General features: G+C 58.7%; 18 protein-coding genes. 8 read left to right on the top strand and 10 right to left on the bottom strand.

The window, feature by feature from the left end; genetic code table 11:
• Positions 1-3: 3 nt before the first annotated feature.
• A complete protein-coding gene (locus tag B150_RS0118415; RefSeq protein WP_020401430.1) occupies positions 4-1,437 on the top strand; it encodes a cryptochrome/photolyase family protein in 1,434 nt (477 codons plus the stop codon).
• Positions 1,438-1,443: 6 nt separating this feature from the next.
• Here the strand turns inward: B150_RS0118415 and B150_RS0118410 are convergent, their stop codons facing one another.
• The 5 genes from B150_RS0118410 to B150_RS0118390 form a co-directional block, all read right to left on the bottom strand.
• Positions 1,444-2,319: a TolB-like translocation protein gene (locus B150_RS0118410; protein ID WP_020401429.1), complete on the bottom strand. Its 876-nt coding sequence runs from the start codon at positions 2,317-2,319 to the stop codon at positions 1,444-1,446.
• A 107-nt stretch (positions 2,320-2,426) separates the two neighbouring features.
• On the bottom strand, positions 2,427-3,518 hold the full coding sequence (locus tag B150_RS0118405) for a CaiB/BaiF CoA transferase family protein (RefSeq protein ID WP_020401428.1): 1,092 nt from the start codon (positions 3,516-3,518) through the stop codon (positions 2,427-2,429).
• 121 nt (positions 3,519-3,639) lie between these two features.
• Positions 3,640-4,410, bottom strand: a complete 771-nt coding sequence (locus tag B150_RS0118400) for a 3-hydroxyacyl-CoA dehydrogenase (RefSeq protein ID WP_020401427.1) — start codon at positions 4,408-4,410, stop codon at positions 3,640-3,642.
• A gap of 96 nt (positions 4,411-4,506) precedes the next feature.
• Complete coding sequence (locus B150_RS21875; RefSeq protein WP_020401426.1) at positions 4,507-5,376, bottom strand: alpha/beta hydrolase; 870 nt, start codon at positions 5,374-5,376, stop codon at positions 4,507-4,509.
• Between the two features lie 8 nt (positions 5,377-5,384).
• Positions 5,385-5,909, bottom strand: coding sequence for a GNAT family N-acetyltransferase (locus tag B150_RS0118390; RefSeq protein WP_020401425.1), 525 nt, complete (start codon positions 5,907-5,909; stop codon positions 5,385-5,387).
• Between the two features lie 113 nt (positions 5,910-6,022).
• On the opposite strand from B150_RS0118390, the gene B150_RS0118385 reads away from it, so the two are divergent.
• The 5 genes from B150_RS0118385 (at position 6,023) to B150_RS0118365 (ending at position 12,299) form a co-directional block, all read left to right on the top strand.
• Positions 6,023-6,931, top strand: coding sequence for a LysR substrate-binding domain-containing protein (locus tag B150_RS0118385; protein ID WP_020401424.1), 909 nt, complete (start codon positions 6,023-6,025; stop codon positions 6,929-6,931).
• A complete protein-coding gene (locus tag B150_RS0118380; RefSeq protein ID WP_020401423.1) occupies positions 6,928-7,722 on the top strand; it encodes a hypothetical protein in 795 nt (264 codons plus the stop codon). The genes B150_RS0118385 and B150_RS0118380 overlap by 4 nt, the downstream gene beginning before the upstream one ends.
• Positions 7,723-7,851: 129 nt before the next feature.
• Positions 7,852-9,204 carry a glutathione-disulfide reductase gene (gor, locus tag B150_RS0118375; protein WP_020401422.1) on the top strand — a complete coding sequence of 451 codons (1,353 nt, stop codon included), beginning with the start codon at positions 7,852-7,854 and terminating at the stop codon, positions 9,202-9,204.
• 191 nt (positions 9,205-9,395) lie between these two features.
• Positions 9,396-11,246 carry a 2-oxoacid:acceptor oxidoreductase subunit alpha gene (locus B150_RS0118370; RefSeq protein WP_020401421.1) on the top strand — a complete coding sequence of 617 codons (1,851 nt, stop codon included), beginning with the start codon at positions 9,396-9,398 and terminating at the stop codon, positions 11,244-11,246.
• A 12-nt stretch (positions 11,247-11,258) separates the two neighbouring features.
• The gene (locus tag B150_RS0118365; RefSeq protein ID WP_020401420.1) at positions 11,259-12,299 is read left to right on the top strand and encodes a 2-oxoacid:ferredoxin oxidoreductase subunit beta; all 1,041 of its coding nucleotides are present in this window, start codon (positions 11,259-11,261) and stop codon (positions 12,297-12,299) included.
• A 52-nt stretch (positions 12,300-12,351) separates the two neighbouring features.
• Here B150_RS0118365 and B150_RS0118360 read toward each other — a convergent pair whose 3' ends face one another.
• A complete protein-coding gene (locus tag B150_RS0118360) occupies positions 12,352-12,795 on the bottom strand; it encodes an SRPBCC family protein (RefSeq protein WP_020401419.1) in 444 nt (147 codons plus the stop codon).
• A 159-nt stretch (positions 12,796-12,954) separates the two neighbouring features.
• Between B150_RS0118360 and B150_RS0118355 the strand changes: the two genes are divergently transcribed.
• Positions 12,955-13,284 (top strand): ArsR/SmtB family transcription factor, encoded by a 330-nt coding sequence (locus tag B150_RS0118355; protein WP_025896669.1) that lies wholly within the window; start codon positions 12,955-12,957, stop codon positions 13,282-13,284.
• Between the two features lies 1 nt (position 13,285).
• Positions 13,286-13,723 (top strand): SRPBCC family protein, encoded by a 438-nt coding sequence (locus B150_RS0118350; RefSeq protein WP_020401417.1) that lies wholly within the window; start codon positions 13,286-13,288, stop codon positions 13,721-13,723.
• Here B150_RS0118350 and B150_RS21870 read toward each other — a convergent pair.
• From B150_RS21870 to glgX, 4 genes are all read right to left on the bottom strand, one after another.
• Complete coding sequence (locus tag B150_RS21870; protein WP_025896670.1) at positions 13,720-14,418, bottom strand: helix-turn-helix transcriptional regulator; 699 nt, start codon at positions 14,416-14,418, stop codon at positions 13,720-13,722. The genes B150_RS0118350 and B150_RS21870 overlap by 4 nt on opposite strands.
• Before the next feature lie 81 nt (positions 14,419-14,499).
• Positions 14,500-16,131: an alpha-D-glucose phosphate-specific phosphoglucomutase gene (locus B150_RS0118340; protein WP_020401415.1), complete on the bottom strand. Its 1,632-nt coding sequence runs from the start codon at positions 16,129-16,131 to the stop codon at positions 14,500-14,502.
• Positions 16,132-16,155: 24 nt separating this feature from the next.
• Entirely contained in the window at positions 16,156-18,270 is a 2,115-nt protein-coding gene (gene malQ / locus B150_RS21865) for a 4-alpha-glucanotransferase (protein ID WP_020401414.1), read from the bottom strand.
• The gene (gene glgX / locus B150_RS0118330) at positions 18,267-20,339 is read right to left on the bottom strand and encodes a glycogen debranching protein GlgX (protein WP_020401413.1); all 2,073 of its coding nucleotides are present in this window, start codon (positions 20,337-20,339) and stop codon (positions 18,267-18,269) included. Before glgX ends, malQ begins: the two co-directional genes overlap by 4 nt.
• Positions 20,340-20,349 lie beyond the last annotated feature (10 nt).

Below are 20,349 nucleotides of genomic sequence, written 5' to 3'. Positions count from 1 at the left end.
TTTGTGAAACCCGTTCTTGTGCTGATGAATGGTGCGCTGCGCCTTGATGACCATCCGGCGCTCGCCAAGGCGTGCGCGACTGGCGCGCCGGTGATCCCTGTTTTCATCCTTGATGATGCAGCGGCAGGCGACTGGAAGCTGGGCGGCGCCAAGCGCTGGTGGCTTCGGGAATCGCTCATAGCCCTTAGTAGTGAGCTAGAGTCCAAGGGCAGCGCCCTTGTGCGCCGGTCCGGCAACACACTCGATATCCTGATGGCGCTGATTGAGGAGACAGGTGCTGGCGCGCTGCACATGACCCGCGCCTATGAACCCCACCTCGCCAAGCTGCAGGATGCGGTCTATGACCTCGCGGAAGAACTCGGCGTCACTTGCCGCCGCTTTGCCGGTAACCTGCTCCTTGAGCCTGAGCAGGTGCGCAATAAGACGGGCGGGGTGTATGAGGTTTTCTCCCCCTTCTGGCGCCGCGCGCTTGAGCTGATTGATGGCACAACCCCCACGCCTGCGCCCGAAGACATCCCTGCGCCAGAGACTTGGCCCGAGAGCTATACACTCGACCTTGACCCCAAACCCGCACACTGGGCCGAGCCGATTGCGGCCTTCTGGACACCGGGGGAGGCCGCCGCGCATGAACGCCTTGCGGACTTTCTGGACGGCCCGGTGGCCGAGTATAAGGACATGCGCGACATACCGTCAGTAGATGCCACCTCGCGCCTGTCGCCTTACCTCGCGAACGGGGAGATCAGCCCGCGCCGCATCTGGCATGAGGCAATGATTGCGCGCGGTGAGGAAAGTGCGAGAGAAAAAGGCGCGGACTGGTTCCTGCGTGAACTGGGCTGGCGCGAGTTCAGCACGCACCTTCTGTTCAATTTTCCGCATATCCCGGAGCGTCCGCTCAAAAGCAAGTTTGCCGCTTTCCCGTGGCGGGAGGGCTATGACGATGCTGTTACCGCGTGGCAAAAGGGGCAAACTGGGTTCCCGATCATTGACGCAGGCATGCGCCAGCTTTGGCAAACGGGCTGGATGCACAACCGGGTGCGCATGATTGTGGCGTCATTTCTGGTCAAAGACATGCTGTGGCACTGGCGCACGGGTGAAGACTGGTTCTGGGATACACTCGTGGATGCCGACCTCGCCAACAATGCCGCGAGCTGGCAGTGGGTCGCGGGTTGTGGTGCCGATGCGGCGCCCTATTTCCGCATCTTCAACCCGGTCACGCAGGGCGAAAAGTTCGACCCCAAGGGTGCTTATATTCGCGAGTACGTGCCGGAACTGAAAGACCTGCCGGATGAATATATCCACGCGCCGTTCGAGGCGCCGGTGGGTGTGCTCAAGATGGCGGGCATCACGCTTGGCAAGACCTACCCCAAGCCGATGCTGGACCGCAAAGCCGCGCGCGAACGCGCGCTTGCGGCCCTTGAGAGCACCAAAGGGGAATAGGGGCGGTCAGTCCGCCCCGGCCATAGCCTTTTGCCGCAGCTCTTCGATGATGCCCGCTTCCATCCAGTAGATGTCCACGTTCACGTTGTCGCCGTCGCGGGCCACCACGCGGTCGAACATCAGGTATTTGCCGTCCGGCGTCACGCTGGCCCAGAAATCATCCTGATCCGAATTGACGGTCGGCCCCATATTGATCGCCGGTCCCCATTCGCCGTCCGCCATGCGGAAGCTGATGTAAAGGTCGGATTCGCCAAAACCTCCCTCGCGTTCGCTGTCCCAGATCAGATAGCTCTCGTCCGCTGCGATGAAGGGGTGGGCGGTCATCTTGCCGCTGTTGAACTGGCTTGGCATCATCGCAGGCGGCTGGCGTTCTCCCTCTTTCATGCGCGAGATACGGATCACGTCACCGGTTTTATAGTCGTCGAAAACATAAGTGCCGGCGTCCGATGCGGTCAGGCGCATGACGCCCCAGTCCGGCCGGTCAAAAAGCGGCCCGAGGCTCTTGGTCTCTGACCAGCCGTCGCCCTCGCGCGTCCGGTAGCCTTTGGCCAGGTGCATGGTCTGGCCGTCTGAGGTGATGAAGGGTTCGCCGGTGCGGCGGAACTCGGTGAACTTCTGCCACACGCCATCCGTCATCCGGAAGCCGACGATGTGGGGCCTCTCAAAGCCCTCTGCTGTGACATAATAGAATTCCTGCATGCCGGGCGCAAAAACGCCCTCAAGCTCCCATTTGTCTGTGGAGATGACGCCAGGTGCAAACACCTCCGCCACCTTGCCGGGTGGGCTCTGGCCCATCAGCGGGCCTTCAAGCTTGGGGAAATCCCCAGCGGTGGCTGTCGCGGAAATGCCAAAGGCCAGCATCAGTGTGAGATACTGTTTCATAATCCCCTCCCTCTTTGTGTGTAATGTTATTTCATTTATACATACAAAGAGGGAGGATCACCCTCAACTGCTTTCGGCTGAAGTGAGCATATGCTGCGATGAGTAGCTTAGGCGAGGCCCAGTTCCTTCAGGATATCCTCTGTGTCCGCCCCGCGCGCCACCGGGCCGTGGCGTACCCCCACTTCCGTGCGCGAGAAGCGCGGTGTGGGCGCGGGCTGGCGCACGCCGTCTACCTCAATGAAGCTTTCGCGTGCCTCGTTGTGCGGGTGTTTGTGGGCCTCCCAGAACGGCAGGATGGGGGCAAAGCAGGCGTCTGTGCCATCAAACATGGCGCACCACTCATCCCGTGTGCGGGTCTTGAATAGCGTTTTCAGCTCAGCCTTCAGGCCCGCCCACTCCATCGGGTTCAGGTGTTTCTGCATCCACGTGGCGTCGAGCCCCGCTTTCTCGACAAAGACCTGCATGAACTGCGGCTCGATCGCGCCGAGGGAGACATATTCCCCGTCCTTGGTCTCGAACGTGCCGTAGAAATGCGCACCACCGTCAAGGAGGTTCACCCCGCGCATGGGGGCCCAGCGCCCGCTCGCCAGCATCGAGTGGAAGATGGACATCAGCGCGGACGAGCCCTCGACCATGCTCACGTCAATCGCCTGCCCTTTGCCGGATGTGCGGGCTTCAAGGATGCCGCACACAAGACCAAACGCCAGCATCATGCCGCCGCCGCCATAGTCGCCCACGAGGTTGAGCGGCGCACTCGGCGGCCCGTCACCGGGCCCCATGCCGTGCAGCGCGCCGGAAAGCGAAATATAATTGATGTCATGGCCCGCCGTTTTGGCGAGCGGCCCGGTCTGGCCCCAGCCGGTCATACGGCCATAAACGATTTTGGGGTTGGCCCCCAGCACCTCATTCGGGCCGAGGCCAAGCTTCTCCATCACGCCGGGGCGGAAACCCTCGAACAGCGCATCGGCGGTCTCGCAAAGCTTCAGGAGTGTGGTGCGGCCCTCATCCGACTTCAGGTCAAGCGCGATCGAGCGTTTGCCGCGGCGGTTGATGTCCACCTTCATGTCCATAGGGGAGGGCGGCCCTGCACGGTCCACCAGAATAACCTCTGCGCCCATATCCGCGAGCATCATGCCCGCAAACGGCCCCGGCCCGATACCAGCCAGTTCAATGATGCGCACGCCGCTAAGTGGCCCCATGGTCAGTCCCCCTAATTGATGTCTTCCCTAACCATCTAGGGCAGTTGAGCAGTATTTCGAGCAATAAAAAAGCCGACACCTTCGCGAGGTATCGGCTTTCGTTGTCTTCAGCCAGTGCGGCTTATTTCGGTGCCATGCGCGCGGCGGCATCCATGCGGATGGTTTCGCCGTTCAGGTAGGCATTGTCCACGATATGGGCGGCGAGCTTGGCGTATTCATGCGGCTGGCCGAGGCGTTTCGGGAACACCACCTGCTGCTTGAGGCTGTCAACCGCTGCTTCCGGCAGGCCGTCAAACAGCGGCGTGTGGATAAAGCCCGGTGCAATGGTCATCACGCGCACACCTTGGCGGGAAAATTCACGTGCTGTCGGCAGCGTGATCGCAGCCACACCCCCTTTGGAGGCGGAGTAGGCCGCCTGGCCGATCTGGCCCTCGAATGCGGCGACCGAGGCGGTGTTGATGATCACACCGCGCTCGCCGTCCTCGTTCGGCGCGTTCGTCTGCATGGCTTCTGCGGCCTGTGCGGTCACGTTGAAGGTGCCGATGAGGTTGACAGAGACCACCTTGCGGAAATGGTCAAGGCCATAACGGTTGCCTTCACGGTCCAGCACCTTTTGCGGCGTGGCGATACCGGCGCAGTTTACCGCTATGTCCACTTGGCCGTATTTGTCCTTCGCGACGGCGATGGCGTTGGCGACCGATTCTTCGCTCGTCACATCGGTGTGCACATAGGTTACCTTGCCTTTGAACTGCGCTTCCACGGTTGCACCTGCCTCATCATTGAGGTCGAGGATCACAACATTTGCGCCAAGCGCTACAAAATGCTCGGTCGTGGCGCGGCCAAGGCCTGATGCGCCGCCGGTCACAAGCGCGGTTTTGCCTTTGATATCCATTTTAACAAACTCTCCTGATCGGTCATGTTGCGGTGCAGCATATAGGCGTGAAATCACGGATGCAAGCACTGCGGCCATGGCGCGCAGGTGGCTGTGTTATTCAGGCTTTTCGGTTGCGAAAAAGCGGCGAATTGCGATGAGTGCCGCCGGATGCAGGATGGTGGCGTGGCTCTCCGCCTCCATCGGCTCGAAGGTCCATGTGAGGGTGACTGGTGCATGGGCGGCGAGCGCGTCTGCCACCCTGTCCACGCCCGCGCGCATGTCGGCACCAATCTCACCCTCCGTGCCCTCGTTCGCGATGGTCAGGAACAGTTTGGTGCCCGCAGGTGCCGGATGGTGCTGAAGCAGCATCGGTGCGGCTTTGGCGAGGGACTGATCGTCCCACCACAGCATGGGGCTGATGGCGATATACCCGGTGAAAAGCTCTGGCTGGCGCAGCAGGGTCTCAAGCGTGAACATGCCCGCCGCACTCTCCCCCATCAGTACCCGTTCGTCCGTCACCCTGTATTGGTTTTTGATGTAAGGTAACAGTTCATCCGCGATAAACTGCCGGAAAGCCGCCGCACCCCCTGCGGTCTTGAGCCGGGGCGAGCTTGCCATGAATGCCTGCCCGGCAGGCGTTGTGGGGGCATGGATCAGGTCATGGTAGCGGTCGATATTCTCAATGCCGACAAGGATAAATTCCCGCATGCCGCGCCAGTCCGCAGCCAGGGATGCAATGCCCGCAATATGGATGAAATCCTCCTGCACACCGCCGTCCAGCATCAGGAGGACGGGGTAGGCCTGCTGCCCACCCTCATAGCTTGGCGGCAGGTAGACATTGATGCGCCGGGTCTGGCCCAGAATGTCGGACCGGATGTCATAGCCCTGCGCGATGGTTACAGGTTCGCCCGCATAAGCGCAGTGGCCGATGAGGGCTGCGCAAAATAGGGCGATGGCGGCAAAGGTGCGGGCAAGGTCACGCATGGCAGGCCTCAGGCGCTGTAGGTGAAAATCTGGGTTTCATAGTCATTGCCGGGCAGGGTTTCCTGCCGGTCAAACACAAAGCCCAGTTTCTTGAGCAGACCGATGGATTTAACATTGTCCGGCGACACGAGCGCGAGCAGGCGGTCAAGGCCCAGCACGTTGCGGGCGTGCGCCATGGTGGCCGCCGCCGCCTCATGGCCGTAGCCTTTTGATGTATAGTCCGGCAGGTAGGCGAAGCCGATATCCGGCACATCAAAGGTGGGGCGCACCACAAGGCCGCAGCAGCCGATGGGCTCACCGCTGTCTTTCAGGGTTGCAACCAGCAAGCCCTTGCCGTTTTTGCGGTAGCTGCCGATGAAATTATTGCTGATGTAATTCGCCGCATCATCAAGGCTGTGCACACCCCGGTCGCCGACAAATTGTTTGAATGCCGGGTCGTTATAAAGCGCATACACAAAGGCTGTGTCGTCCAATGTCGCTTCGCGCAGGATCAGGCGTTCGGTCTCAATGGTGTCGACATAATGTTCAGTCATGTTTTTTCTCCGCTGTCGGCTCAGGCCGTTTGAGGGACAGTAGAAGAGCTTTTATATTACGTAAAATGATAGTATTTCATTTTAGTATGAATTTAATTCACAGATAATGCGTGATGGATAAACTGCCACCCCTCAAGGCCATGCAGGCTTTTGAAGCGACAGCACGGCACCTCAGCTTTAGCCGCGCGGCGGATGAACTGTGTGTGACGCAAAGCGCCGTCAGCCATCAGGTGCGCGTGCTGGAAGACTTCCTTGGCAAGGCGCTTCTGACCCGGCGTGGCCGGACTGTAACGCTGACGCAGGACGGTGACACTTTCTATTCCGTGGTGGGGGACTGTTTCCGCCGTATGGGCAGCGTGACCGACCATCTGACCGGAAAGGCGCGCACCACGCTCAAGATCATGGTGCAAACCACCATCGCGGCGGAATGGGTGATGCCGCGCCTGCACCGCTTCTCGGAACAACATGGCAATATCGATGCCCGCCTTGACACCTTCCTGATGGCCAAAAGTTTTGATGCGGCAGACTATGACATCCTCATCGGCGCCTGGCCCGCGCCCGAAGGTTTTGTCTCGCAGCGTATCAGGAATGACCGCTGGTTCCCTGTCTGCTCGCCAAAGGTATACGCCCGGCTTGATGCGCATGACCCTGCCTCATTGCTCGCCCATCCGCTCTATAGTTCGGAAGAAGGCAGCGACTGGACCTTATGGATGCAGCAGCAAGGCGTGCGCCCACCCGCCACCATGGACGTGCGCCATTTCAATCTGGCCCTCCTCACGCTCCGGGCGGCTGCGTGGGGGCAGGGCATCGCGCTCAGCCATGACCTTGTGGCCGGTAGCATGATCGAAGCTGGGATGGTTATCCCCCTTCGCCAGTTCAGCTATTCGCTGCCGTGGGGGCAATATTACCTGCATCACCGCAGCAGCTCCCATAATGCTGGTGAGATCGCCTGTTTCCTCGACTGGGTGCTGGCGGAGTTGGATGCGACAAAACAGGCTACCGGTTCAGGCGGTGCGGCATGACCGGCATTGATGGCATGCCACAAAGCACCCCGGTGCCGGATTGGGTGGCCGCGGGTGCGTGGAAACCGCGCGGATATGGCCTGCTTGTGCTTGTTCGGCGCAATATCCTGACGTTGTGTTTTTTGGTTTCCTATTTTTCCGCGCAGTGGCATGGCTGGAACACCCCTGTGTGGGATCTCTTCGTAGCGATTGGGCTTGACTATGTTCAGCGACAACTGAGCTGGAGTTTGCAGACCAATCCGGTGGATGTCTATAAAAGTTCAGTGTCGTCAGTGAACACGCATCTGCCGAGAAACGATCTTGAGCGTTGGCGCATGCGGCGGCCTATCGTGGCGCATGGATGCATCCTGTTGCTGCTGTTCGGCCCATGGCTGTTGCTCGATTATTACTACCCATTACTGCCTGTTATGGCGGCCAGTTATTACATGGCCTACCTGTTGCTAATTATTGCGCCTTTTTCCGGCGTATTTCGGAATTTTGAAAAACATACGGAACCAGATTTTCCTCCCGGTATGAAATTGCCCGAGGTGCTGCGGCGACACGGCAAGCGAGACATCAGCCGGGTGCAGATCTCCGTTTACCTATGGCTCTTGCTTGCTTTGCCGCTGATCATATTTTTTTGGTTCGTGGTGGCCTCATGGCCGGGCCGTCCGGGGGCGCAAATCGGTGCCAGTTATCTCACGGCGTGTGTAGTGCTTGCTGCGGACCAGGCTATCTATCAGTGTAAGGTTTATTTTATATCGACTTTCCATTCGGAAGACGAGGCAGTGGGGACGGAACAGGAAGGCTGATGGGGCAGTGGGCGCCGTCATCATATAATTGTGATGCGCCAAATGGGCGCATCTGCTTGGATTGCTTGTGGGCACCCCCATATTGCACATGCATGATATCAACAGGCCATGACGCAGCCGGAGGCTTTTATGACGTTTGACTATGATCTTTTTGTAATTGGTGCGGGCTCCGGCGGGGTGCGCGCGAGCCGGATTGCCTCAAGCCTTGGTGCGCGTGTTGCGGTGGCTGAGGAATACCGCGTTGGCGGCACCTGCGTGATCCGCGGCTGTGTGCCCAAAAAGCTGATGGTCTATGCTTCCCACTTCGCGGAAGATTTTGAACTGGCGCGCGGCTTTGGCTGGTCTGTCGGTGAAACATCGTTTGACTGGAAAACCTTCATCGCGCGCAAGGATGCGGAGATTGACCGCCTGAACGGGCTCTATATCAAAACGCTCGAAGGTGCGGGGGTTGAGATCATTGATGGCCGTGCGACTGTCACCGGCCCCAACAGCGTGCGGGTGGGCGAGCGCGAGATCACGGCGAAAACCATCCTTGTCGCCACCGGCGGCTGGCCGCATATGCCGGATGTGCCGGGTATCGAGCATGCGATTTCCTCCAATGAGGCCTTCCATCTTGAGGAACAGCCCGAGCATATTGTTGTTGTGGGTGGTGGCTATATCGCGGTGGAATTTGCGGGCATCTTCCATGGTATGGGATCAAACGTCAGCCTGCTCTACCGCAGTGAACAGATCCTGCGCGGCTTTGATGATGACCTGCGTGACCGTCTGAACACCGAGATGCGCCGCAAGGGCATCGATGTGCGCACGGACACCAACATCACCAAAATCGAGAAGCTGGAGCGCGGCGTGCGCCTCACGCTCACGGACGGCAGCACGATGGACGCTGACGCGGTGATGTATGCCACGGGCCGCGTACCCAACACCAAGGGTCTCGGGCTTGAAAGCTCGGGGGTCGCGCTTGGCAAGGGCGGCGCCATCAAGGTGGATAAATACAGCAAAACCAATGTGGATAGCATTTATGCGGTCGGCGACGTGACGGACCGGGTGGCGCTCACCCCCGTTGCTATCAAGGAAGGCCACGCCTTTGCGCTCACGGTCTTTGGTGGCACGCCCATGGCGGCCGAGCATGACGCGATCCCGACCGCCGTTTTCTCGCAGCCGCCCATTGGTACGGTGGGCCTGTCTGAGGCTGACGCGAAGGAAAAATACGGCGACGTGACGGTCTATACGTCCGACTTCAAGCCGATGAAACACACCATTGGCGGTTCGGACGAACGCGCTTTTGCCAAGCTGATTGTCGATAAAGCGAGTGACCGCGTTGTCGGCGCACACATGATTGGTGCCGACGCGGCGGAGATTATCCAGGGAATTGGCATCGCGGTGAAAGCCGGTCTCACAAAAGCGCAGTTTGATGCAACGGTTGCGGTGCATCCTTCAAGTGCGGAGGAGTTTGTGCTCATGCGCACACCCCGCGCAGATTAAGCACACATTCCGCACACGCTTTTGGGTATTATTGGAAAATAATTCCCAAAATAGCTTGAATATATCAAGTTGATAGAAAAAGTTCGTCGTTTTTGAGTTGGAAGAAGAGTATTAGAGGCACATAGGTAACAAGGGCATTGACAGCAGGCCAACTTAGGAGTTGCCTGTTGAGAGAGAAGGAGGGACGGCCAATGACCTCTGACATTCAGGTTCTGGAATCGGCAGTTGTCCGCTTTGCGGGCGATAGTGGTGATGGCATGCAGCTCACGGGCAGCCAGTTCACCACGTCAACGGCGCTCTCCGGCAGCGATCTTGCCACTTTCCCTGATTTTCCAGCAGAAATTCGCGCACCTGCCGGCACCACCTTCGGGGTCTCGGCGTTCCAGATCAACTTCGGTGCCAAGTCGATCAAGACGGTCGGTGACAGGCCGGATGTGCTTGTCGCCATGAACCCTGCGGCGCTCAAGGTCAATGTGCAAAACCTGCGCAGTGGCGGTCTTTTGGTCGTCGATACCGGCGCATTTTCAAAACGCAATCTCCAGAAGGCAGGCTACGAGACTGACCCGCTGACGACCGGCGAGCTGGATGATTTTCAGGTGGTTGAGCTCGATGTCTCCAAGCTAACCCTCGAGGCCGTAAAGGAATTTGGCCTCGGCAACAAGGAAGCACTGCGCTGCAAGAACATGTGGACGCTTGGCCTCATGCTCTGGATGTTCTCCCGCAACCGGGAGCCGGTGATCGCATGGCTCGAGAAAAAATTTTCCAAACTGCCCAATATCGCGAGCGCCAACATCGCCGCCCTCAACGCCGGACACGCGTTTGGGGAAACGGCGGAGCTGTCGGCGCATTTCAAACGCTACCAGATTGGCGCGAAGCATAGCGAGGCGGGGATTTACCGGACGGTGACTGGTAGTCAGGCGCTGTCGTGGGGTATTGTGGCCGGTGGGGAGCTCGCGCGGTTACCGATTGTACTGGGGTCCTACCCGATCACGCCGGCATCGCCAATTTTGCATACGCTGTCGAACATGAAAGAGCTTGGGGTTGTTACTTTCCAGGCCGAGGACGAAATTGCGGCGATTTGCGCGGCGATTGGCGCGTCCTATGGCGGTGCACTTGGTGTGACCAGTTCAAGCGGCCCGGGGATTGCGCTGAAGGGCGAGGCGCTGGGGCTTGCGATCTCGACCGAGCTACCGGTCGTCGTGATCAACAGCCAGCGCGGCGGGCCCTCGACTGGGCTGCCGACAAAGACCGAGCAGTCCGACCTTTACCAAGCCATTTATGGCCGGAACGGTGACGCGCCCCTGCCTGTGATCGCGACGCGTAGCCCCGGCGACTGTTTTGAGGCCGCGATTGAGGCTTGCCGGATTGCGATCAAATATATGACGCCAGTGATGCTGCTGACGGACGGCTTTATCGCGAACGCCGCCGAGCCGTGGAAACTGCCGGACCTTAACGCGCTGACGCCTTTCCCGGTGAAGTTTGCGGAAGCGCCGGAGGATGAGAGCGAGTTCAACCCGTTCAAACGGGACGAGCAGACGCTCGCACGCCACTGGCCGAAGCCCGGCGTGTCGGGCACCGAACACCGCATTGGCGGCATCGAGAAAAGCTTTGATAGTGGTCATATCTCCTATGATCCGGCCAACCACCAGAAGATGACGGACACACGCGCAGGCAAGATTGACGGCATCGCGAACGATATTCCGCTGCAGACCGTCGATCAGGGTGAGGAGAGTGGAACGCTTGCGGTTGTTGGCTGGGGCTCGACCTATGGCCCTATTTCGGAGGCGGTGAAAGCCGCGCGTGCTGAGGGGCTGAACGTTTCCCACATCCACATTCGCTACCTGCATCCGTTCCCGGCAAACCTTGGCATGCTTCTCAAGAACTACGCCAAGGTGATCGTGCCCGAGATGAACAACGGCCAGCTTAAAACCGTGATCCGCGACCGTTTCCTCATTGATGCGAAACCGGTGAACAAAGTGTCTGGCCAGCCGTTCAAGATCCAGGAACTTCTGGATGTCATCCGCGCTGAAGCGGCGAATTAAGGGAGAGCGAAGATGAATGAACTGAGCACCCCGAAAACACCGCTGACGATCAAGGATTTCACCAGCGACCAGGAAGTGCGTTGGTGCCCGGGTTGCGGTGACTATGCGATCCTGAAGTGCATGCAGCGTACCTTGCCGGAAATGGGTGTCACGCGCGAGAATACGGTGTTTGTATCGGGCATCGGCTGTTCAAGCCGTTTCCCCTATTATATGAACACATATGGCTTCCACACCATTCACGGTCGCGCGCCTGCGGTGGCGACGGGCTTGAAGCTCGCGAACCCTGAACTGGATGTATGGGTCATTACCGGCGACGGCGACGGGCTGTCGATCGGGGGTAATCACCTGATGCATGCGCTGAGGCGCGATGTGGATTTGAATATCCTGTTGTTCAACAACAAGATTTACGGGCTGACCAAAGGCCAGTATTCGCCGACGTCTGACCTCGGTACACGGTCACCGTCCACGCCACAGGGTTCGGTTGACCCGGCCCTCAACCCGATCAGCTATGCGCTTGGGTCCGGTGCTCACTTCATCGCCCGCACGGTTGATACGGCGCAGAAGCATATGCCGGGCGTGTTCAAACGTGCCCATGCGTTCAAAGGAGCGTCCTTTGTCGAGATCTTGCAGAACTGCATCGTCTATAACGACGAGGCATGGCAGGGCATCACCGACAAGAGTGTGGCGGCTGACCGCCAACTGCTGCTGGAGCATGGCGAGAAGATGTTGTTCGGTGCAGAGGGCAATAAGGGCATCCGTTTCTGTCCCGAAAAGTTCGCACTTGAGGTGGTGACCGTGGGCGAGAATGGCGTCACCGAAGATGACGTAATGGTACATGACGAGACCAACCGCCGCTTGGCCCAGATGCTGGGCGAGCTTGGAGCGAACCCCGGTGAGCCGGTTGCGATGGGTGTGCTTTATGCCCGTCAAGCGGACCACAGCTATACCGAGGCGGTGCTGGGACAGGTTGCGGATCGCAAGGGCAAAACCACGCTCAAGGACATCATGTATGGTGGCCAGACCTGGGAAGTGAGCGAAACGATCACGTCCTGATCCATCAGACGAAACGCAAAGGAAAAGCCCGGCAGATGCCGGGCTTTTTTGTTTACATGCCTGAGGCTTCGATTTTCAGGTCATTAGGGAAGGGGCGGCCTTTCCCGCTTTCCACAAGGTCCCGCATGCTGAGCACAAAGGTTGCCCATTTGGTGGAGCAGTGGTGGAAAAAACCTTCTTCTTCTGCCCAGCCAATATGGCGGAACATCAGCCGGTTTTGGCCATTGTCGTCAACAACCTTGAATTCAAGTTGGGTGCCTACCCAGTCTTCGGGCCCTTCCGTGACTTCCCAGAGAACAAAGCCGTCGCTGCTTTCTTTCACCACCATATCGAAGCCACCATTGTCACCGAACCGGAAGGTCAGTGTACCGCCCTTGGCAGGGTTGCCTGTGGTGGTTTCGGTCCACCAGCCCTGAAGGCCTTCAAGGGTTGTGAGCGCCGCCATGATTTTTTCACGCGGGGCGTTGGTGCTGAAAGTGTGACAGATATTCGCCATCGTTTGGTTCCTTTCTCTCGTTGCGAAAACTGCCTTCAGTCTAGCGGCGAGATATGCGGTCGAAACATAAAACGAACAAAAATTGAAAATAGCTAATATATTGAATTTAAATAATAAATATCAGTTCAATTTGATATTGTTTAGGTATATTTTCCAAATATGGAAAATGATGATCAACTCGACCAGGTGTTCATGGCGTTGGCGGATCGCAGGCGGCGGGCGATGCTTGCGGAGCTTGCCGCCGGCCCACGCTCCATCGGTGAACTTGCAGCACTTGGCAACTGGCGTATGAGCGCTGCGTCGAAAAACATCGCGGTGCTTGAGGCGGCAGGGCTGGTGTTCAAAGCCCGGCGCGGCCGCGAGGTCATCTGCCATATGAATTTCGATGTCTGGCGTACGGTCGCAGGCTATATTGCGCGGCACGCCAAATTCTGGGCCGGGCGGCTGGACGAACTTGAGAGCTATATCAAGGAAGCAGGGGGAGTGTGAGATGGAACCGCTTGTTATCAAAAAGGTAATGCCGTGCAGCAAGCGCCAGCTTTTCGACGCATGGGCCAAACCGTCCGTCATGGCCCGCTGGTTTTTTGCCAGCCAGACTCCGGTGAAGGACAGCACGGTCCGCAACAGCTTTACGGTCGGCGGCAGCTATAGCCTGACCATGCACCTGCAAACCGGCGATTACACCATGAGCGGCGAATATGTCGAGATCAATCGCTACACCCGCATTACCTTTACCTGGAGTTCGCACATCATCGAGGGCAGCCTTGTGCAGCTCGATTTCCGCGAGCTGTCACCAAACCGGACGGAAATGACCCTGACACAGACCCGCTTTCCATCGGACGAGGTGCGGGCGAGCCATGATCAGGGCTGGAATGGCTGCCTGTCGAGCCTTGAGCGTTTTCTGGAGCGCGAGTATGCGGTTGGTTAGTCCTTGAGGCCGTCGCAATAGTTCATGCGGTCAAGATAACATTTGAGACTGGTTTCCGGCGTGTCGATGAACACATCGCCGGTTGGTGTGGCGCGGCGCATACGGTCCAGCCGAAAGTGCCGGAAGTCCTTCCGCATTTCGCACCACGCCAGCATCATCCAGACCGGTCCGATAAAAACGAGCGACAGCGGCCGAACGACGCGAAGCGTTGCACGACCTTCCTCGTCAGCATAGTCGAGGGCCAGTTTGTGTTTCTGCCTGACCGCGTGGCGCAGGAACGAAAAGTCGATTGTCCATGGCAGTTTGGCGCGCGATGGCGGCGCAAAAAGTGCGGTGCCTGAGAAAGCTTCCCGGTCTTCGGCACTGAGCACATTCTTGATCTTTAGGATCAGGCTTTTGGCCGATGCGCCCATGGCGCCGTCGGTCCAGCTTGAGACCATGGCGGCCCCCAGCATCAGGGCTTCAAGCTCATCCATATCGAGGCTCATGGGTGGCAGGTAATAGCTTTTGTCGAGGATATAGCCCACACCGGCCTCGCCCGAAATGGGCACGCCGGTGGTGATCAGGTCCTGAATGTCGCGGTAGACAGTCCGGACGCTGATATCAAATTCGTCAGCAATATCCTGCGCGGTGATGGCCATTCGCCGCCCCTGCAGGTAACTCACGATCTGGAATAGTCGGTCTGCGCGTCTCATATCGCCACCCTACAAGAAGCCTGCTGACAAATAATGGCAGCAGGCTTGCAGGAGGTTGCGGATTGGTCAAGCGTTTCCGGGTCAGGAAATCACATCAGGCTCCACCCTGCCGGTGCGTTTGCCGATTTCGGCAAGTTGGTCAGCGATGGTGATGATGCTCTGGAGCGCGACCTGCGTTTCAAGCTCGTGGTTCGCCGGGTTCGCTTCATAGCGTTCGAGGTAAACCCGCAAGGTCGCGCCTTCGGTGCCAGTGCCCGAGAGGCGGTAAACCAGCCGTGCGCCGCTCTCAAACTGGATACGAATACCTTGTTTCGATGTGACCGATCCATCCACCGGGTCGGTGTATGAAAAATCATCCGCTGACGTGACGGTTTCGCCCTCAAAAGTTTGCCCCGTGAGGGTTGGCAGCTTGGCGCGCAGGTCATCCATCAGCTTGTTCGCGGCATCGCTGTCGACGGCTTCATAGTCATGGCGGGAATAGAAGTTGCGGCCATAGGTGCGCCAGTGCGCGCGCATGATCTCCGCAATGCTTTCCTGTCGCTCTGCCAGAATATTCAGCCACATCAGCACAGCCCAAAGGCCGTCTTTCTCGCGCACGTGGTCTGAGCCGGTGCCCGCGCTTTCTTCACCGCAGAGGCTGACTTTACCGGCATCCAAGAGGTTGCCGAAGTATTTCCAGCCCGTGGGGGTCTCGAAGCAGGGCATGCCCACTTCCGCCGCCACGCGGTCCACGGCGCCACTCGTTGGCATGGACCGCGCAACGCCGGCAAGGCCGTCCTTATAGCCGGGCGCGAGGTGCGCGTTGGCGGCGAGGACTGCGAGACTGTCGCTCGGCGCTACATACATGCCGCGGCCCAGGATGATGTTGCGGTCGCCGTCACCGTCGGACGCAGCGCCCATATCCGGTGCGTCGTCACTGAACATGATGTCAAACAGTTCGCGCGCGTGTACAGGGTTCGGGTCCGGGTGGTGGCCGCCAAAGTCCTCAAGCGGCTCGGCGTTGATGACTGTGCCTTTGGGTGCGCCCAGTTTGCGCTCAAGGATATCTGTCGAATAGGGGCCGGTTACGGCGTGCATGGCGTCAAAACGCAGGCGGAAACCGTCCTTGAACAGCTTTTTGATTTTCTTGAAATCGAACAGCTCTTTCATCAGGCGGCGGTATTCGCGCACGGGGTCGACAATTTCAACGCGCATGCCACCAAGGCTGACCTCGCCAATTTCGCTCAGGTCAATGTCAGTGGCGTCGAGGATGCGGTACTGGCTGATTTTCTGTGTCAGGGCATAAATCGCATCGGTGATTGTCTCTGGCGCCGGGCCGCCGTTATCGGCGTTATATTTGATGCCGAAGTCATAGTTCGGGCCGCCGGGGTTATGGCTCGCGCTCAGGATGATGCCGCCTTTGGCTTCAAGTTTGCGAATGAGGCACGATGCTGCTGGCGTGCTGAGGATACCATTTTGCCCAACCACCATTTTGGTGACACCATTGGCTGCGGCCATTTTCAGAATGATCTGAACGGCTTCACGGTTGTAGTAGCGGCCGTCGCCGCCCAGCACCAATGTGGCACCTTCCATGTCGCCAACACCATCAAAGATGCACTGGACAAAATTTTCCAGATAATGCGGTTCCTTGAACTGGCGCACCTTCTTGCGCAGGCCCGATGTGCCGGGTTTCTGGCCGGGAAACGGTGTCGTTGCAATCTCTCGTATCGTCATCATGTTCCCTCTGTACTCGCCGCTCTATCGCGGTCTTGCGCTGCGAACAGCTTCAAGAATACGTCTGCTAAGTGTTTGATCAAACAGCTTTTCGATGTCTACAGGCAATTTGCGGCGCCAATTAGGCTCTTCCGTAGTCGTACCCGGAACATTGGGCTGGTCCTTCAGGCCAAGGAGGTCCTCCACCTGCACTGCAACCACTGATGATTTTACGCGCGCGAGTAGGCTGTGGATTGCAACCGCAAGATCGTCCGACAGTTCAGCAGGGGCCGCGTAAGGCGAAACGCCCTCGGGCAGCAGGCCCTCATCCTCAAGGCGGCGCAGCATCAGCCAGCGGTCATGCAGGCGGGCATTCCGGTCATCGTGCAGGCGGCTAGCGCCAATACCCAGCTCTTCGCGCCAGCGGAAGTCTTCCCCTTCCCAGAAGCCTTTGAGGGTGGGGAAGTCATGGTTGTTGAGGGACGCGAATTTGTCCTCGCCATAGTGGGCGGGTGGCGTGAAGCTGTCGCCCTCGCGCTCAAAATAAAGGATCGCGCATCCCATAAGGCCCCAGTCAGCGAGGCGTTCCCGGAAGCCCTCAGGTACCGTGCCAAGGTCTTCGCCGACCACCACGCAGCCGTGCCGCACACTTTCAAGCGCAATGATGCCTAGCATTTCTTCCCGTGGGTAGGTGACATAATTGCCCGCCGTGCCGTTTTCAAGCGCGCACCAGAAGGCGCGGTTCAGGCCAAGGATATGGTCAATGCGTACGATGCCCGCCGGGCGCATAACCTCGGATAGCGTGCGCCGAAAAACGCGGAAACCGTCTTCCCGAAGTGCGATGGGGTCAAGGGGTGCGAGGTTCCATTTCTGCCCGTCCGGGTTAGCGGCGTCGCCGGGCGCGCCTAGGCTCATGCCGTGCACCACGCTTGCGGGTTCGCCCCAGGCCTCGGCCCCGCCTGGCACCATGCCAACGGCGAGGTCAAGGTAAAGCCCGATGCGCATGCCAGCAGCACGTGCCCGGTTCTGTGCAGCATCGAGCTGCGCGTGGGCGACCCATTGCAGGAACTTGTAGTAGCGAATGCGCGCCGGGTTTTGGGCGACAATTTCCGTGACCGTGCTGCTGTCTGGTGACCTCAACTCCTCCGGCCAGTCCTGCCACGCGGTGACTGTCGGGTCTTTCGCGAACTCAGCCTCGAAGATCACCTCAAAGGTGGCGTGGCGGGTGAGCGAGTTGCCCTTCTGGTGGCAAAAGGCCTCGAACGCGGCCGTGCGGTCAGGGGTTGCGTGTGTTTCGAAAAGCGCGAAGGCTGCCTCGAAGGCTTTGGTCTTGAGGGCATAAACGGCAGTGTAATCCAAAAGCTTGGCGTCACGTGCTGCCTTGTAGTCCTTTGCCGCCTTCAGGCCTTTCAGTGCCTTCTTGCCTTCAGGTGTTGTGGTAAACTCCTCCAGCATGTCAGGCGCGATGTGCATGATGTTGAGGAACTCGCGGCTTGATGGCGAATAGGGGCTATACATATGGCTCGCTGCCGGGAACAGGGCATGCACCGGATTGAAGCCGATGAAGTCAGCGCCTTCACCAGCCGCATGTTCTGCCATGCGCGCGAGGTCTTCAAAGTCGCCAATGCCCCAGTTGCGGATTGAGCGCAGGCCATAGAGCGGGACGGTGATACCCCACGTCTGGCTGCAGCCAGTGGCATCTTCAAGCGTGATGCAGCGTTCAGGTGCAATAATCAGGTGGCAGGTTTCGCTACTGCCCTCGCTATCAATTCTTAGCTGGTGGTACCCAAGCGGCAGGGCCGGGCCATCCATTTTAATTGCGTCAGCACCAGCTGGAAGTTCACCATCTCTACCCGGTCCGTCCGCGAGTTCCACGGTCCAGTGTCCGGCAGCATGCGCGGCGTTCTGGAGCGGCAGGCGCATACTGTCGTTCTGGCGAATAACCATGGTGGCGGGAAGCAGCCGAGCCTGCCGTTCTGCGACTGCTGTGAGCGCATTTTCAAGTGCGGCATCGTCCTGCATGTTGAGGCCGAGGGCTTGAAGCTGGGCGATTTTTGTCTCATCGCTCGCTTTCACATAGTGGCCCGAAAGCTCATGATAGCCATGGTAAATGCCATAGGCTTCAGAGAGGCGGTGCAAAAGGTCAGGGTTCAGGATCATGCCGCACCCCCGGCAGTTGACACAAGCACGACGGTGCTTTCTGCGGCAACGGCAACACTGGCACTTGTAGGTTCGTCAGCAAACTCATCGCCAGAGCGGCTGGTATCAAGGATGCGCTTCCAAGCGGTGCCTTCAGGCAAGGGGAAGTCAAACACATTGTCGCCTGCGTGCTGGATGATGATGAGCGAAGATGCGCTGTCTGACAGTTGTGCGATAAGCGTGCGGGCGGACGCATCGTCCCAATCTGCGGAAGTCATCTCTTCGCCGTTTCCATTCAGCCAGACCACTGTGCGCTGGGGTCCGCCATCGACTTCTTCGCCGTGAAGGAACTTGGCTTGGCTGAGCAGCGGGTTCGCGCGCCGGATGCGCACAAGCTGTGCGGTAAATGCGCGGAGTGCTTCGTCTGCCTCGTTCCAGTTGAGCCATGTGGTTTCATTGTCCTGACAGTAGGCATTGTTGTTGCCGCCCTGGCTATGGCCAATCTCATCGCCCGCGAGCAGCATGGGGGTGCCTTGCGCCAGCATCAGGGTGGCGAGGAGGTTGCGGCTGCGCCGGGCGCGCCGGGCCAGAATAGCCTCGTCGTCCGTTGGGCCCTCGGCACCGCAATTGTCGCTGATATTATGGCCATGGCCGTCGCGGTTCTGTTCACCGTTGGCCTCGTTATGTTTATCGTTATAGCTGACCACATCGCGGAGGGTGAAACCGTCATGGCTGGTGATAAAATTCACCGACGCATCAGCACGCCTGCCTGAATGGTCGAAATACTCAGCGCTACCCAGAAGGGGGCTCGCGAGCTCCGCCCGCGCGCCGCTATCCCCCCGCCAGAACGCACGGGTGCGGTCGCGGAAGCGGTCATTCCATTCCTGCCAGCCTGCAGGGAACTGGCCAAGCTGGTAGCCGCCCGGGCCAATATCCCAAGGTTCGGCAATCAGTTTCACGCGCGAGAGCACAGGGTCCTGCAGCATCGCGCTCAGGAACGCGCCATCAGGGGCGAAGCCCTCCCGCGTGCGGGCAACTGTGGTCGCGAGGTCAAAACGGAAACCGTCCACATGCATCTCGGTGACCCAGTAGCGCAGGGAATCCATCACCATCTGTAGAACCCGTGGGTGCGAGACATTGAGCGTGTTGCCGCAGCCGGTGTCATTCACATAAAAGCGCGGATTGTCTTCTTTGAGGCGGTAATAGCTTTGATTGTCAATCCCGCGCCACGACAGCGTGGGGCCAAGCTCCCAACTTTCTGCGGTATGGTTATAGACCACATCAAGGATCACCTCGATCCCCGCGGCGTGCAGCGCTTTGACCATCTTCTGGAACGACTGTTTGCCGCTCGGGCCCATGTAGGAAGCTTCCGGCACAAAATAGGCCGCCGGGTTATAGCCCCAATAGTTCGTCAGGCCCATCTCAGAGAGGCGCGGTTCCGGGAAAAAGGCTTGCACGGGCAACAGTTCGATGGACGTGACGCCAAGGTCGACCAAATGATCAATCATCTTTGCGTCAGCAAGGGCATCAAAGGTGCCGCGCTTCTTGGCATTGATGCCGGAATGCCGTTTGCTGATGCCGCGCACATGGGCCTCATAGATGATAGTGTCGCGGGCGGGCACGCGGGGCGCACCGTCTTTGCCCCACGCATAATCCGGTTGATAGACGACACATTTCGGCATGAAGGGCGCGCTATCGACTTTGGAGAAGCTGAGGTCTTTCTTTTTTGATTTAGGGTCGAAACCATAGAGCGCATCATTGAGCTGAAACCCGCCATGAAGCGCTTTTGCGTACGGGTCAATGAGCAGCTTGTGCGCGTTAAAACGCTGGCCCTCTTCAGGCTCATAGGGGCCGTGTACGCGGTAACCGTATAGTTGGCCCGCTTCAATGCCGGGGAAAAAGCCGTGCCACACACCGTCAGTATGTTCCGGGAGCGGGACGCGCGCGATCTCATCATTGCCGTCTGGTGAAAACAAGCAGAGGTCAACGCCGGTCGCGTGCGCGGAAAACAGCGCAAAATTGGTGCCTTCAGCCTCCGGCGTGGCACCAAGCGTTTTGGCATTGCCTGAGGATGGAGGGGGGAGGTTCATCTCATTGGCC

This window comes from Kordiimonas gwangyangensis DSM 19435 = JCM 12864 (assembly GCF_000375545.1).
In the GTDB taxonomy this organism is placed as follows: domain Bacteria; phylum Pseudomonadota; class Alphaproteobacteria; order Sphingomonadales; family Kordiimonadaceae; genus Kordiimonas; species Kordiimonas gwangyangensis.
The sequence above is the reverse complement of the archived record's forward strand: the minus strand, read 5'-3'. Positions and strand labels throughout refer to the sequence as shown.

Excerpts from the sequence above, each read along its gene's own strand:
- B150_RS0118355 (WP_025896669.1), top strand. The coding sequence starts at position 12,955 with ATGGAAAATGATGATCAACTCGACCAGGTGTTCATGGCGTTGGCGGAT.
- B150_RS0118390 (WP_020401425.1), bottom strand. The coding sequence starts at position 5,909 with ATGACTGAACATTATGTCGACACCATTGAGACCGAACGCCTGATCCTG.
- B150_RS0118405 (WP_020401428.1), bottom strand. The coding sequence starts at position 3,518 with ATGGGGCCACTTAGCGGCGTGCGCATCATTGAACTGGCTGGTATCGGG.
- B150_RS0118385 (WP_020401424.1), top strand. The coding sequence starts at position 6,023 with ATGGATAAACTGCCACCCCTCAAGGCCATGCAGGCTTTTGAAGCGACA.
- B150_RS0118365 (WP_020401420.1), top strand. The coding sequence starts at position 11,259 with ATGAATGAACTGAGCACCCCGAAAACACCGCTGACGATCAAGGATTTC.
- malQ (WP_020401414.1), bottom strand. The coding sequence starts at position 18,270 with ATGATCCTGAACCCTGACCTTTTGCACCGCCTCTCTGAAGCCTATGGC.
- B150_RS0118360 (WP_020401419.1), bottom strand. The coding sequence starts at position 12,795 with ATGGCGAATATCTGTCACACTTTCAGCACCAACGCCCCGCGTGAAAAA.
- gor (WP_020401422.1), top strand. The coding sequence starts at position 7,852 with ATGACGTTTGACTATGATCTTTTTGTAATTGGTGCGGGCTCCGGCGGG.
- B150_RS21875 (WP_020401426.1), bottom strand. The coding sequence starts at position 5,376 with ATGCGTGACCTTGCCCGCACCTTTGCCGCCATCGCCCTATTTTGCGCA.
- B150_RS0118410 (WP_020401429.1), bottom strand. The coding sequence starts at position 2,319 with ATGAAACAGTATCTCACACTGATGCTGGCCTTTGGCATTTCCGCGACA.
- B150_RS0118340 (WP_020401415.1), bottom strand. The coding sequence starts at position 16,131 with ATGACGATACGAGAGATTGCAACGACACCGTTTCCCGGCCAGAAACCC.
- B150_RS0118400 (WP_020401427.1), bottom strand. The coding sequence starts at position 4,410 with ATGGATATCAAAGGCAAAACCGCGCTTGTGACCGGCGGCGCATCAGGC.
- B150_RS0118370 (WP_020401421.1), top strand. The coding sequence starts at position 9,396 with ATGACCTCTGACATTCAGGTTCTGGAATCGGCAGTTGTCCGCTTTGCG.
- B150_RS0118350 (WP_020401417.1), top strand. The coding sequence starts at position 13,286 with ATGGAACCGCTTGTTATCAAAAAGGTAATGCCGTGCAGCAAGCGCCAG.
- B150_RS21870 (WP_025896670.1), bottom strand. The coding sequence starts at position 14,418 with ATGAGACGCGCAGACCGACTATTCCAGATCGTGAGTTACCTGCAGGGG.
- B150_RS0118380 (WP_020401423.1), top strand. The coding sequence starts at position 6,928 with ATGACCGGCATTGATGGCATGCCACAAAGCACCCCGGTGCCGGATTGG.
- glgX (WP_020401413.1), bottom strand. The coding sequence starts at position 20,339 with ATGAACCTCCCCCCTCCATCCTCAGGCAATGCCAAAACGCTTGGTGCC.